This window comes from Pseudomonas sp. BF-RE-22 (genome assembly GCF_019956155.1).
In the GTDB taxonomy this organism is placed as follows: domain Bacteria; phylum Pseudomonadota; class Gammaproteobacteria; order Pseudomonadales; family Pseudomonadaceae; genus Aquipseudomonas; species Aquipseudomonas migulae.
In genome coordinates this window covers 1-12,894 of record NZ_JAHBDD010000045.1, presented here as the reverse complement: position 1 = coordinate 12,894, position 12,894 = coordinate 1, and the positions used below count along the sequence as shown (strand labels likewise).

Annotated in this window: 12 protein-coding genes; 8 read left to right on the top strand and 4 right to left on the bottom strand. The window is 60.9% G+C overall.

The window, feature by feature from the left end; all coding sequences use genetic code 11:
- Positions 1 to 5: 5 nt before the first annotated feature.
- The 3 genes from imuA to KGA82_RS21380 form a co-directional block, all read right to left on the bottom strand.
- The gene (gene imuA / locus KGA82_RS21390) at positions 6 to 623 is read right to left on the bottom strand and encodes a translesion DNA synthesis-associated protein ImuA (RefSeq protein WP_223452355.1); all 618 of its coding nucleotides are present in this window, start codon (positions 621 to 623) and stop codon (positions 6 to 8) included.
- Positions 623 to 1,240, bottom strand: coding sequence for a transcriptional repressor LexA (lexA, locus tag KGA82_RS21385; protein WP_223452350.1), 618 nt, complete (start codon positions 1,238 to 1,240; stop codon positions 623 to 625). The genes imuA and lexA overlap by 1 nt, the downstream gene beginning before the upstream one ends.
- A gap of 90 nt (positions 1,241 to 1,330) precedes the next feature.
- The gene (locus tag KGA82_RS21380; RefSeq protein WP_032832733.1) at positions 1,331 to 1,567 is read right to left on the bottom strand and encodes a hypothetical protein; all 237 of its coding nucleotides are present in this window, start codon (positions 1,565 to 1,567) and stop codon (positions 1,331 to 1,333) included.
- 182 nt (positions 1,568 to 1,749) lie between these two features.
- On the opposite strand from KGA82_RS21380, the gene KGA82_RS21375 reads away from it, so the two are divergent.
- The 8 genes from KGA82_RS21375 to KGA82_RS21340 all read left to right on the top strand — a co-directional run bounded on the left by KGA82_RS21375 (position 1,750) and on the right by KGA82_RS21340 (position 11,522).
- On the top strand, positions 1,750 to 3,513 hold the full coding sequence (locus KGA82_RS21375; protein ID WP_008042563.1) for an L-lactate permease: 1,764 nt from the start codon (positions 1,750 to 1,752) through the stop codon (positions 3,511 to 3,513).
- 1,021 nt (positions 3,514 to 4,534) lie between these two features.
- Entirely contained in the window at positions 4,535 to 6,034 is a 1,500-nt protein-coding gene (glcD, locus tag KGA82_RS21370; RefSeq protein WP_008043914.1) for a glycolate oxidase subunit GlcD, read from the top strand.
- Positions 6,034 to 7,098, top strand: a complete 1,065-nt coding sequence (glcE, locus tag KGA82_RS21365) for a glycolate oxidase subunit GlcE (protein ID WP_223452344.1) — start codon at positions 6,034 to 6,036, stop codon at positions 7,096 to 7,098. Before glcD ends, glcE begins: the two co-directional genes overlap by 1 nt.
- 3 nt (positions 7,099 to 7,101) lie before the next feature.
- Positions 7,102 to 8,343: a glycolate oxidase subunit GlcF gene (gene glcF / locus KGA82_RS21360; protein WP_223452343.1), complete on the top strand. Its 1,242-nt coding sequence runs from the start codon at positions 7,102 to 7,104 to the stop codon at positions 8,341 to 8,343.
- On the top strand, positions 8,340 to 8,741 hold the full coding sequence (locus KGA82_RS21355; protein ID WP_223452340.1) for a heme-binding protein: 402 nt from the start codon (positions 8,340 to 8,342) through the stop codon (positions 8,739 to 8,741). The genes glcF and KGA82_RS21355 overlap by 4 nt, the downstream gene beginning before the upstream one ends.
- Positions 8,742 to 8,877: 136 nt before the next feature.
- Positions 8,878 to 9,765: a YghX family hydrolase gene (gene yghX, locus KGA82_RS21350; protein ID WP_223452338.1), complete on the top strand. Its 888-nt coding sequence runs from the start codon at positions 8,878 to 8,880 to the stop codon at positions 9,763 to 9,765.
- 67 nt (positions 9,766 to 9,832) lie between these two features.
- Positions 9,833 to 10,660, top strand: coding sequence for a glycosyltransferase (locus tag KGA82_RS21345; RefSeq protein WP_008034047.1), 828 nt, complete (start codon positions 9,833 to 9,835; stop codon positions 10,658 to 10,660).
- Between the two features lie 58 nt (positions 10,661 to 10,718).
- The gene (locus KGA82_RS21340; RefSeq protein ID WP_008043901.1) at positions 10,719 to 11,522 is read left to right on the top strand and encodes a 2OG-Fe(II) oxygenase; all 804 of its coding nucleotides are present in this window, start codon (positions 10,719 to 10,721) and stop codon (positions 11,520 to 11,522) included.
- Between the two features lie 12 nt (positions 11,523 to 11,534).
- Here the strand turns inward: KGA82_RS21340 and KGA82_RS21335 are convergent, their stop codons facing one another.
- Complete coding sequence (locus KGA82_RS21335) at positions 11,535 to 12,479, bottom strand: aldo/keto reductase (protein ID WP_008043900.1); 945 nt, start codon at positions 12,477 to 12,479, stop codon at positions 11,535 to 11,537.
- Positions 12,480 to 12,894 lie beyond the last annotated feature (415 nt).

The following is a 12,894-nucleotide window of genomic DNA, read 5'->3' as shown; positions in this document are numbered from 1 at the left end:
CAACCTCAATGCCCCACAGGGAAGGCAATCGGCGCCGAGCGGGCCAACCCGCCCCGGCACTTGAGCACGCGCAATTGCGCAGGCCTGGCATCGATGGCGATGCGCAGCGCGGCCGGTGACGGGTTGATCGCTTCATGGATCGAGCGGTAGGCGAATGCCAGGGTCGAGCCGGTTTCCGCCGCCACCTGCAAGCGCCGCAAGGCGCGGTCATCCGCCTTGTGCGGCCAGCACAGCACTGCGCCGCAACTGCCCGAACGCAGGCATTGTTCCGCCGCCCACAGCGCATCGCGCTCGCTGGCCTGGATGATCGACAACTGGCGCAGATCAACCCCGGCGCTCTGCCAGGCTTGCGGATACGGCACGTACGGCGGCGCCACCAGCACGATGCGCTCACCCGCCGCCGACAACCGCGCCAACGCCGGCCACACCAGTTGCAACTCGCCGACGCCCTGCCCGGCCAGGAGGATTTCGGTCAGCGCCGCTTCCGGCCAGCCACCAGTGGGCAACGCCGCATCCAGCGCCGCATGCCCGGTGGGTTGCGGGCTGACCGTCGGTGGCGCAGGCCGGCCCTTCCAGACCTGGCCGCCATTGAACAGCGTGTCCAGCGCAGCGACGGCGCCCATCACCCTTGCCTCACCAGACCGCAGAACACCCCTTCGATGGCCAGGTCCTGATCGGCCTCGACGATGATCGGCTTATAGGCCGGGTTGCGCGGCAACAGGCGCACCGCATCGCCGACCCGCTCGAAACGCTTGATGGTGACTTCACCGTCAAGCCGCGCCACGACGATCTGGCCATTGAGCGCTTCGGGGCTGCGATGCACGCCCACCAGGTCGCCATCGAGGATGCCGTCCTCGATCATCGAATCACCCTGGACCCGCAGCATGTAATCCGGCACCCGGGAGAAGATCGACGGGTCGAGCAGCAAGCGGCTGTGCACCTCGGCATCGGCACCGATCGGCGCCCCCGCCGCCACCCGGCCGAGGACCGGAATGTCCAGCAGCTCGGGGCGCGCCGGTTGCCCGAGCAAACGAATGCCTCGGGCCTGATGCGGATTGACCTCGATAAAACCGGCTTCGGTCAGCGCCAGCACATGCTTGCGCGCCACGCTGCGGGAGGCGAAACCAAAGGCCTCGCTGATTTCAGCGAGGCTCGGGGACTGACCGTGCTCCGCGATTCGATCACGGATAAACGTCAGGATGGCAGTACGGCGGGGAGTTAAAGTCGTCATGGAGTACATTTGTACTCTTTTGACTTTTTTATGGCAAGGCCCGCCAGTCAGCTCCCCTTTATCACGGGGCCCGGCATACCGCACATCCGGAGTCAGGCCCTACAACGTCCGCTGGCCATTGCCGATATCCTTGGCTTTCTCGATCCCCCACTCCATCGCGGCCTCCATGTCGAGAAAATGCAACGCCGGGTGATCATTCTCCTCAATGGCCGAGCCATCGGGTCGGTATACCCCGATGAACATTCCCAACGAACCGTCTCGCAGGATCTCGGCCTTGACCTTGATGCTGCAATCGTTCGACAGCGTTTCCGTATGAACCATGTGGCGCTCAGTCATCATCGCGTTCCTCCGGGTGATTGAATCCAGTAAAGGCGATCTGCCGTCCCTGTTTCAAGTTCGACCCATCCGCCAAAAGGCGTGATTTATGGGGCACAAGACAGCGGCGTAATGCCACCTATACTACAAGCCACCGCCCCCTCGGGGTCTGCAATCCCAACAATAAAAAGCAGAGGTGGAACATGGTCTGGCAGCAAATCTACGATCCGTTCGGCAACCCGGTCATTTCAACCATCATGGCAGCTGTGCCGGTCGTGGTGATGCTCGCAGCCCTGGCCTTTTTCCACATCAAGGCCCATCTGGCGGCCTTGCTCGCCCTCGCCTCGGCGCTGGTCATCGCGATTTTCGCCTTCGGCATGCCGGCGAACATGGCAGGCTCGGCCGCCCTTTACGGTGCCGCCAACGGCTTGCTGCCGATCGGCTGGATTGTGCTGAACATCATCTTCCTGCACCGGCTGACTACCGAGAACGGCTCATTCAAAGTGTTGCAGGACTCGCTGGCGCGCATTACCGACGATCGCCGCCTGCAACTGCTGCTGATTGCCTTCTGCTTCGGCGCCTTCTTCGAAGGGGCTGCCGGTTTCGGCACACCCGTGGCGGTGACCGGCGCGATTCTGATTGGCCTGGGCTTCTCGCCACTGGCGGCCTCGGGCCTGGCGTTGATCGCCAACACCGCGCCCGTGGCGTTCGGTGCCCTCGGCACGCCGATCATTACCCTGGCCAAAGTGACCGGCCTGGACGAAATGGAACTGTCGATGATGGTCGGCCGGCAATTGCCGTTTTTCTCGGTGATCGTGCCGTTCTGGTTGATCTGGGCCTTTGCCGGGTGGCGCAAGATGCTGGAAATCTGGCCGGCCATCCTGGTCGCCGGGGTCAGTTTCGCCGTGCCGCAGTTCCTGGTTTCCAACTATCACGGGCCGATGCTGGTGGACGTGATCGCCGCGCTGATTTCCATGGCCTGCCTCACCGGTTTTCTCAAGGTGTGGAAACCCGCGACCGTGCACACCTCCGCCGCGCTGTCCGGGCGCGTCGACAACTCCAAAATAGCCGAAGAGCATGACGAGAAACCCATCGCCAGCGCGACCTTCGCCAGCGATGCCAAACCTGCGGTCATGCGCGCGTGGATGCCGTGGATCATCCTCACGGTGTTCGTGTTCGCCTGGGGTACCCAAGGCTTCAAAAACCTGTTCGATACCCGCCCGGCGATTGATCCCGTGACCCACTCGGCCAAGCTAGACCCCCAAGGCAAACCGCTGCGCGAAGCGAACCCGATCTTTGCGCCGGTCGTCACCTTTGGCACGATCCACCAGCAAATCGAAAAGGTTCCGCCGGTGGTGCCTGCGCCTAAAACCGAGGACGCGGTCTACAAGTTCACCTGGCTGACCAGCACCGGCAGCGGCATCTTGCTGGCGGCGATCTTTGGCGGGCTATTGATGGGTTACTCCATCCCGCAGTTGGTCAAACACTATCTGCGCACGATCTGGGTCGTGCGTTACTCGCTGATTACCATCGTCGCGATGCTCGCGCTCGGCTTCCTCACCCGCTATTCGGGGCTGGACGCGACCATGGGCCTGGCGTTCGCTGCGACGGGCATCTTTTACCCGATGTTTGGCACCTTGCTCGGCTGGCTCGGTGTGGCGCTGACGGGGTCGGACACGGCGTCCAACGTGTTGTTCGGCGGGCTGCAGCGGGTGACGGCTGAGCAACTGGGGCTGAGTCCGGTGTTGATGGCTGCTGCCAACAGTTCCGGTGGGGTCATGGGCAAGATGGTCGATGCGCAGTCGATCGTGGTGGCTTCCACTGCTACGCGTTGGTATGGGCATGAGGGGGAAATTCTGCGTTATGTGTTCTTCCATTCCGTCATTCTGGCGATTCTGGTGGGGGGGTTGGTGACGTTGCAGGCTTATGTGGCGCCGTTTAGTCATATGGTGGTGGGTGGGCATTGAGCGGAGCTGCCTGGTGAGTGGGCGGGATGGTGGGCATATCCGTTTCTTCGGTGATGGCGGCTGGCGGTTTCGCCCTTACGGCGAGTCACTTTCGAAAAGCGCGAAAGTAACCAAAGCGCTTTTGCCCCTTTCGTTCGGTGCCTCGCCTAGGCTCGCCATGCCCTCGCTCCGGTCCTGCTCCGTGGGCCCGCCGCCATCGGCCATCCATGGCCGGGGGCGGCTACCGCGGCATCCTTGCCGCGGTGCCCACTGCGCAGAACCTCCACTCGGCCTCTCGAGGGGGCGACTACCGCCACAGCCGCCGAGGCGGCCTGAAAGCCGACCTGGCTCTTTGGCCGTGTGCACACTCCCACATTGTGGTGGCTGCACTAATTTTGGATGTTTGCACATTCCCCCTGTAGGAGCCGGCTTGCTGGCGATGGCGTCTGTCCAGCCAATACATACGTTGACTGACTCACCGCTATCGTCGGAACGCCGCCCGCAGCAAGCCGGCTCCTACACGAGGATTGGGTTCACACGATTCAAAATTGTAGGAGCTGGCTTGCCAGCGATGGACGTCAACGATAACGAGGGCTGTCTGAATGAACGCGGTGTCTGGGCGTTTTTCGCCGGCAAGCCGGCTCCTACAGGGAATCGTGTGTGCTTTTGATTTTCACCACTCATCAGGCCGAGCGTTAGCTCGCCTTCAGCTTTTGATCTTGAGGTGCACGCCCCCTCGAGAGGCCGAGTGGAGGTTCTGCGTAGTGGGCAACCCGGCATGGATGCCGGGTTAGCCGCCCCCGGCCATGGATGGCCGATGGCGGCGGGCCCACGGAGCAGGACCGGAACGAGGGCATGCCGAGCCTAGGCGAGGCACCGAACGACAGGGGCAAAAGCGCTTGGTTACTTGGCGCTTCTCCAAGTGACTCGCCGTAAGGGCGAAACCAATATCAGCCATCACCAAAATAACGGATATACACACAAAACCTGAGTAAACAGACCGCTGCCCGGCCGCACACGAACGGAGTATCGTAAAACGACCATGAACATTCTCTACGATGAACGCGTTGACGGAGCGCTGCCCGACGTCAACAAGTCAGCACTGTTGCAAGCCCTGCAAACCCGTTTGCCGGCCCTGGAAGTGCTGCATCAGCAAGAAGAACTCAAGCCATACGAATGCGACGGACTCTCGGCCTATCGCACCACGCCCCTGCTGGTGGTCCTGCCACGCCATCTCGACGAAGTACAAGGCGTGCTCCGGCTCTGCCATGAAATGCACGTGCCGGTGGTCGCCCGTGGTGCCGGCACCGGTTTGTCCGGCGGCGCGTTACCGCTGGAAAAAGGCGTGCTGCTGGTCATGGCGCGCTTCAACAACATCCTGCACATCGACCCGGCCGCCCGCACGGCACGGGTCCAGCCCGGCGTACGCAACCTCGCTATTTCCCAGGCAGCAGCCCCCTTCGGCCTGTACTACGCGCCCGACCCTTCCTCACAGATCGCCTGCTCCATCGGCGGCAACGTCGCCGAAAACGCTGGCGGCGTGCATTGCCTGAAGTACGGCCTGACCGTGCACAACCTGCTCAAGGTCGACATCCTGACCGTGGACGGCGAACACCTGACATTGGGCTCCGACGCCCTCGATTCACCCGGCTTCGACCTGCTGGCACTGTTCACCGGTTCCGAAGGCATGCTCGGGGTGATCACCGAGGTCACCGTCAAACTGTTGCCCAAACCGCAGTCCGCCAAGGTGCTGCTGGCGGCGTTCGACTCCGTCGAAAAAGCTGGCCGAGCGGTGGGTGACATCATTGCCGCCGGCATCATTCCAGGCGGTCTGGAAATGATGGACAACCTGGCGATCCGTGCCGCTGAAGACTTCATCCACGCTGGCTACCCCGTGGACGCCGAAGCCATCCTGCTGTGCGAACTCGATGGCGTCGAAGCCGATGTCCACGATGACTGCGACCGCGTGCGCCAGGTGCTGGAACAGGCTGGCGCCACCGAAGTGCGCCAGGCCAGGGATGAAGCCGAACGCGTGCGTTTCTGGGCCGGACGCAAGAATGCCTTTCCGGCGGTGGGTCGGCTCTCGCCGGATTATTACTGCATGGACGGGACGATCCCACGCCGCGAGTTGCCCGGCGTGCTGCGCGCCATTGCCGCGTTGTCCGCCGAGTATGGCTTGCGCGTCGCCAACGTTTTCCACGCCGGTGACGGCAACATGCACCCGTTGATTCTGTTCGACGCCAATCAACCGGGTGAGCTCGACCGCGCCGAAGCGCTGGGCGGCAAGATCCTCGAATTGTGCGTGAAAGTCGGCGGCAGCATCACCGGCGAACACGGCGTGGGCCGCGAGAAGATCAATCAGATGTGCGCGCAGTTCAACGCCGATGAGCTGACGCTGTTCCATGCCGTCAAAGCCGCGTTCGATCCCGGCGGTTTGCTCAACCCCGGCAAGAACATTCCGACGCTGCACCGCTGCGCCGAATTTGGCGCCATGCACGTGCACCTGGGTCAGTTGCCCTTCCCTGATCTGGAGCGATTCTGATGCGCAGCGAACTCGATATCGATGACAGCGGCGTGCTGCTGGAGCAGGTCAATCAAGCGCTGGAAAACGCCACGCCGCTGCGCATTCAGGGCTCCAACAGCAAGGCGTTTCTGGGGCGCATCGTTGCGGGCGAAGTACTCGACACGCGAAGCCACCGAGGCATCGTCAGCTACGACCCGACCGAGCTGGTGATCACCGCCCGCTGCGGCACACCCTTGTCCGAACTGGCGCACGTGCTGGATGAAGCACAGCAAATGCTGCCCTGCGAACCACCGTCCTTTGGCGACGATGCCACCGTCGGCGGGATGATCGCCAGTGGCCTGTCGGGACCGCGTCGTCCCTGGTCAGGCTCGGTGCGCGATTTCGTCCTCGGCACACGGGTCATCACCGGGCACGGCAAGCATTTGCGCTTTGGCGGCGAAGTGATGAAGAACGTCGCCGGTTACGACCTGTCGCGCCTGATGGCCGGCAGTTTCGGCTCCCTTGGCGTGATCACCGAAGTCTCGCTCAAGGTCCTGCCCAAACCACGGAAAACCCTGAGCATCAGCCTGGAAATGGACAGCGATCGTGCCTTGCTGCGCCTCGCGGAATGGGGGCAGCAGCCGTTGCCGATCAGTGCCGCGTGCCACGACGGGCAACGCCTGCACTTGCGGCTTGAGGGCGGCGAAGGCTCGGTGGCGGCGGCTCATGACCGTTTGGGCGGTGAGCGGCTGGACGCCTCGTATTGGGCGGATCTCAACGAGCACCGACTGAGTTTCTTCGACGAGGGCCAGCCACTGTGGCGCCTGTCCGTGCCGCACAACACGCCGCGGTTGTCCCTGCCCGGCCGGCAACTGCTCGACTGGGGCGGCGCCCAGCGCTGGCTCAAGTCTGACGCCGAAGCGGCGTTCATTCGCCAGGTCGTGGATGAGGTCGGCGGCCATGTGACCTGCTACAGCCATGGCCTGATCGACAGCCCGTTCCAGCCGTTGCCTGCCGCGTTGATGCGCTACCACCGCAGCCTCAAGCAACAACTCGACCCACGGGGCATTTTCAACCCGGCACGCTTGTACGCGGAGCTTTGAACCATGCAGACAACCCTGAGCGAAACCGCCCGGCAGCTGCCCCGCGCCGAAGAAGCCGAAAGCATCCTGCGCACCTGCGTGCACTGCGGTTTCTGCAATGCCACCTGCCCGACCTATCAATTGCTCGGCGATGAGCTAGATGGGCCACGGGGCCGCATCTACCTGATCAAACAGGTGCTGGAAGGCAACGAGGTCACGCAGAAAACCCAGCAGCATCTGGACCGCTGCCTGTCGTGCCGCAATTGCGAAACCACCTGTCCTTCCGGGGTCGATTATCACAACTTGCTCGACATCGGCCGGGCGGTGGTCGATGCGGCGGTGCCGCGCCCCATCGACCAACGTCTGTTGCGCGAGGGATTGCGCAGCGTCGTCCTTAATCCGGGACTGTTCAAAGCGCTGATCAACAGCGGTCAGGTTTTTCGGGCACTGCTGCCCAACACCTTGCAGGCAAAGTTGCCTCGCCATGTTTATCTCCCCCGGCCACGCCCCACCACCCGCCATGCCCGTCAGGTGCTGATGCTCGAAGGCTGCGTACAGCCGAGCCTGTCGCCCAACACCAATGCGGCGGCGGCGCGGGTGCTGGATCGACTGGGTATCAGTGTTACTCCGTCCAGCGAAGCCGGGTGTTGCGGCGCGGTGGATTATCACCTCGACGCTCAGGCAGCCGGCCTCGACCGCGCTCGCCGCAATATCGATGCGTGGTGGCCGAGTATCGAGAACGGTGCAGAAGCCATCGTGCAAACCGCCAGTGGCTGTGGCGCCTTCATCAAGGACTATGGCCATTTACTCGAACGCGATCCGGCCTACGCCGAGAAGGCAAAAAGGGTCAGCGCGCTGGCCAGGGACCTGGTGGAAGTGTTGCGCGACGAACCGCTGGAAACACTCGGCATCCACAGTGACCAGCGCCTGGCCTTCCATTGCCCCTGCACTTTGCAGCACGCGCAAAAGCTCGGCGGCGCGGTGGAAGCGCTCCTTGCTCGCCTCGGTTTCAACCTCACACCTGTGCCCGACAGCCATTTGTGCTGCGGGTCGGCGGGCACTTATTCGATCACCCAACCCGAACTGTCCCGGCAACTGCGCGACAACAAACTGAATGCGCTGGAAAGTGGCCATCCTGAAGTTATCGTTACCGCCAATATCGGCTGTCAGTCGCATCTCGACGGCGCGGGCCGGACCCCGGTCCGGCACTGGATCGAACTGCTCGACGCGGCGCTGCCCTCATCGATCACCGGAGATTCCCCATGAAAAGCAAAGCCGTCCTGAGCCAGACCGAAGTCAGCCGGATCCTCGCGGCCGCACGCACCGAAGCACAAAATAACCAATGGGCCGTGACCATCGCGATCGTCGACGACGGCGGCCATCCCCTCGCCCTCGAACGCCTCGACGGCTGCGCGCCCATCAGCGCTTACATCGCCACCGAAAAGGCACGCACCTCGGCGTTGGGCCGGCGCGAATCCAAAGGTTATGAAGAAATGGTCAACGGCGGGCGCTTCGCGTTTTTGTCGGCCCCCTTGCTGACATCCCTGGAAGGCGGCGTGCCGATCATCGTCGACGGTCAGGTGGTGGGTGCGGTCGGCGTGTCTGGCGTAAAAGCCGAGCAGGATGCGCAAGTGGCGAGCGCCGGGGCGCAATGCCTGAACTGAACCGTGCTCGATGAACGTAATCAGAAGAAACAAAAAAGAGACTTACGTCTCTTTTTTTATGCGCGGCTAGAATTGATAGTTGTCGCCGCTTTTTCGAACTGACAGAGCAACCGTCCACTTCAAAGGAAGCGCAAAGATGAATCGTCTTACTGCGAAAGACTTTGCCCCTGAGCTGCTCGAACTCTACGACTACTACGCCCACGGCATGATCAACCGGCGAGAGTTTCTCGACCGGGCGGCGTTATTCACCCTTGGCGGCCTGACCGCCAGTGCGCTCCTCGCCGCCCTGAGTCCCGACTATGCCTTGGCCGAACAAGTGGCGTTTACCGACCCGGACATCATCGCCGAGTACGTCAACTACCCCTCGCCCAAGGGCCACGAGCAGGTTCGGGCCTATCGGGTGCGTCCGGCAAAAGCCACCGGCAAAGTGGCGGCCGTGGTCGTCGTGCATGAAAACCGCGGGCTCAACCCCTACATCGAAGATGTTGCCCGACGCGTGGCCAAGGCCGGGTTCATCGCCCTTGCCCCCGATGGCCTGACGTCGGTGGGCGGTTATCCCGGCAACGACGACAAAGGCCGGGAGCTCCAGGCGACCGTTGATCCTGAAAAGCTCATGAATGACTTTTTCGCCGCGATCGAGTGGCTGATGAAACACGATACGACCACCGGAAAAGTCGGCATCACCGGCTTCTGCTATGGCGGTGGCGTCGCCAACGCGGCTGCCGTGGCCTATCCCGAACTCGGGGCTGCCGTGTCCTTCTATGGCCGGCAACCAGACGCCAGGGATGTCCCCCGGATCAAGGCGCCGGTGATGCTTCACTTTGGCGAACTGGACACACGCATCAACGAAGGATGGCCCGCCTACGAGCAGGCATTAAAAGCAGCCGGCAAAACCTATGAAGCCTACATCTACCCCGGCGCCAACCACGGTTTCCATAACGATTCCACGCCTCGATTCGATGAGGCCGCAGCCAAACTTGCCTGGGAAAGAACGCTAAACTGGTTCCGGCGATACCTGTCTTAGCGCCGCAAGCAATAAGTGGTCTTGAATTTTTATTGCTGTTTCCAGGTTTTTAAAGAGTGCATGTCACATGAATAACAATGATTTTCTGTCGCAACAGAAACCACCCTTCAGCATTGTCCTGGTCAATTACAAAACCATCGAAATAACCCGGATTTGCCTCGACCTGCTACATCAGCACCTGGGCGACAGCAACATTCCGGTCTGGGTGGTTGATAACGACTCGGCCGATGAAAGCACCGACTATCTGCGCACACTGGACTGGATCAACCTGATCGAGCGAAAAGCTCCCGAGCCGGAGCATGGTCATATCGCGCATGGCAAAGCACTCGACCTGGTGCTGGAACGGGTTGAGACCGACTTTCTGTTCCTGCTGCACACCGATACGTTTATTTTCGACAAAAATGTATTTTCAATGATGTTGAACAAGTGCATTAAAAACCCGAATGTCGTGGCCGTCGGGTGCACAGAACAACTTAACCGCGGCACCACCAGAACCCTTTGGCGCTTTAGCTCACGACTGGTAAAACATCACGTCAGACGCCTGAAACTGTCCCTGGGACTCCGTTCCAGAGAGCCAAAGCCCTACAGGGAAGTTTATTTGAAAAGCTTCTGTACCTTATGGAACTGCAAGCTGATGAAGCAACACGGCATGCATTTCCTGATGGATGAGCGCGTACCCGGTTATACCCTCCAAGACCGTATGACCCAGTTGGGCTATGTTGTTGAGCTGTTGTCCCCGCGCAAGATATTCAGCTACCTCGACCATATTCAAGCGGGCACTGTCGCGGCCGCTGGCGGTTATGCGACAACGCACAGACGAACGAAGATGTACAACGACATCCTTAAACGTTTGAAGGGCGACAACAACCAGGTATCGGCAGCGCGTCACAAGTAGCGCGCCCCTCTTGCAGGAAGCACTCGCAGGTTGTTATGAACAGACTATTGGAGCGGTAATGACACCGATCACTCAGACACTTCCCATCGTCACCACCCCGGAGCTGGATTTTGACCAGAACGCTGCCAGCACTTTCGGTCACTCGCTAGCCAGTACTTATGCTCAAGCCACCCCCTTTCCACACATCGTCATTGACGACTTTTTACCGCAGGACCTGATTGCGAGCATCTGCGCGCATTTTCCCGTCGAGCCAACCAACAACGAAATGCTCTATGAGCGCGGCTATAAGGGTCAGCACAAACGGCAAGTCAGCCCCAACGAATGCGATCCCTACTTGAAGACGGTTTTCAACGCTTTCAACTCGGCGCCCATGTTGCAGTTTCTTGAAAAACTCACAGGTATCGAGGGTTTGATTCCCGATCCTTACTTTACCGGCGGCGGACTGCACGAAACGAAAAAGGGTGGGTTTCTGGGGGTGCACTCGGACTTCCGGCTCAACAAAAAGTTGAATATCGAGCGCAGACTGAATGCCATTATTTACCTGAATCAGGATTGGCAAGAGGCGTACGGCGGCAACCTGGAGCTATGGGACGTCGGGATGAAGACGTGCCTCAAGAAAGTCCTGCCGATCTACAACCGCTGTGTCATTTTCAACACCGACAAGGACAGCAATCATGGACACCCGGAGCCTCTGACGACGCCGGAACACATTACACGCCGGTCCATCGCGCTGTACTACTACACCGCAGCAACCGTGGTGGCTGATCCTGCGCAAAGAAACAAAACCCACTACAAACCAAGGCCCAAGGATCGCTTGAGCCTCAAGTACTACCTCAACAAACTCATCAAGAAAAAAAACTGACGACACCTGCGGTTATCCGACCACATCGATCAACTGCTCGCGTTGCGCCCCCGTCAGCATCGGGCCGAAACCGGCACCGGCATTGTCCGCCATGTAACGCGGATTGCCGGTGCCGGGGATGACGCAGGTCACTGCCGAATGCGCCAGCAAATACTTGAGCGCCAATTGTGCCCAACTGGTAACGCCGACTTGCGAGGCCCAGCCGGGCAGCGGTTTGCCCTTCAAGCGGGCAAGCAAATCACCGCCGCCAAATGGCCGGTTGCAGATCACCGCCACGCCGCGTTCGCGACACAGCGGCAGGATGCGTTTCTCGACCCCGCGATCGTCCAGCGCATAGTTGATCTGCAAGAAATCCAGTGGCTCGGCTTTGAGCACCGCTTCCACTTCCTCATATGCCGACGCGGTGTAATGGGTGATGCCGATGTAGCGAATCCGCCCTTCTTCCTTCCATTTTCGCAATGTAGGCAAATGGGTTTTCCAGTCCAGCAGGTTATGGATCTGCATCAGGTCGATCCGGTCGGTCTGTAGCAGTTTGAAGGATTGCTCCATCTGCGCGATGCCTTCTTCGCGGCCACGGGTCCACACCTTGGTGGCCAGGAACGCGGGTGAACGCGGCTTGTGGATCGACAGCAGTTCGCCGATGGTCTGCTCGGCGCGGCCATACATGGGTGAGCTGTCGATCACCGTGCCGCCCTTTTCAAATAACGCGCTGAGAACGGCGGGCAGGTTTTTGTAGGCCGGATCGGCAGGTGCGACATCAAAGCCGCGATAGGTGCCCACGCCGACAAGGGGCAATGGCTCGTTGCTGGAAGGAATGGCGCGGGTCAGCATGTTCTTGCCTCCTGTTTCCTTCGACGGCGCGGTGGCTGCAAAGGCCGGATCGAAAGTGAGCACCGCCGAAGCACCGGCAGCCAGCGTGAGTATTCGTCGACGCGTGTATCCATCAGTGTGGCTCATGGTGGTGTCCTTCCACTCTTTTGCGCTTGTTGCGCGGCAAACGGCGCGATCACCAGTGCCACGAGTCCTCTGCTAGCCAAGAGAATAGCTGCCGGCGGCAATTCGTCCTTGCTTGAAATACAACGAGGTCGCAAGTGCTGGGGGGTGGCAGCAATTGCTTGGGTGTATATCCATTATTTTGGTGATGGCGGCTGGCGGTTTCGCCCTTACGGCGAGTCACTTGGAAAAGCCCCAAGTAACCAAGGGCTCTTGCCCCTTTCGTTCGGTGGCTCGCTAATGCTCGCCATGCCCTCGCTCCGGTCCTGCTCCGTGGGCCCGCCGCCATCGGCCATCCCTGGCCGGGGGCGGCTAACCCGGCATCCATGCCGGGTTGCCCACTGCGCAGAACCTCCACTCGGCCTCTCGAGGGGGCGTG

What these genes read in the sequence shown, in the direction of transcription:
- lexA (WP_223452350.1), bottom strand. Translation starts at nt 1,240, where the DNA reads ATGTACTCCATGACGACTTTAACTCCCCGCCGTACTGCCATCCTGACG.
- KGA82_RS21375 (WP_008042563.1), top strand. Translation starts at nt 1,750, where the DNA reads ATGGTCTGGCAGCAAATCTACGATCCGTTCGGCAACCCGGTCATTTCA.
- KGA82_RS21340 (WP_008043901.1), top strand. Translation starts at nt 10,719, where the DNA reads ATGACACCGATCACTCAGACACTTCCCATCGTCACCACCCCGGAGCTG.
- glcE (WP_223452344.1), top strand. Translation starts at nt 6,034, where the DNA reads ATGCGCAGCGAACTCGATATCGATGACAGCGGCGTGCTGCTGGAGCAG.
- yghX (WP_223452338.1), top strand. Translation starts at nt 8,878, where the DNA reads ATGAATCGTCTTACTGCGAAAGACTTTGCCCCTGAGCTGCTCGAACTC.
- KGA82_RS21355 (WP_223452340.1), top strand. Translation starts at nt 8,340, where the DNA reads ATGAAAAGCAAAGCCGTCCTGAGCCAGACCGAAGTCAGCCGGATCCTC.
- KGA82_RS21345 (WP_008034047.1), top strand. Translation starts at nt 9,833, where the DNA reads ATGAATAACAATGATTTTCTGTCGCAACAGAAACCACCCTTCAGCATT.
- glcD (WP_008043914.1), top strand. Translation starts at nt 4,535, where the DNA reads ATGAACATTCTCTACGATGAACGCGTTGACGGAGCGCTGCCCGACGTC.
- imuA (WP_223452355.1), bottom strand. Translation starts at nt 623, where the DNA reads ATGGGCGCCGTCGCTGCGCTGGACACGCTGTTCAATGGCGGCCAGGTC.
- KGA82_RS21335 (WP_008043900.1), bottom strand. Translation starts at nt 12,479, where the DNA reads ATGAGCCACACTGATGGATACACGCGTCGACGAATACTCACGCTGGCT.
- KGA82_RS21380 (WP_032832733.1), bottom strand. Translation starts at nt 1,567, where the DNA reads ATGACTGAGCGCCACATGGTTCATACGGAAACGCTGTCGAACGATTGC.
- glcF (WP_223452343.1), top strand. Translation starts at nt 7,102, where the DNA reads ATGCAGACAACCCTGAGCGAAACCGCCCGGCAGCTGCCCCGCGCCGAA.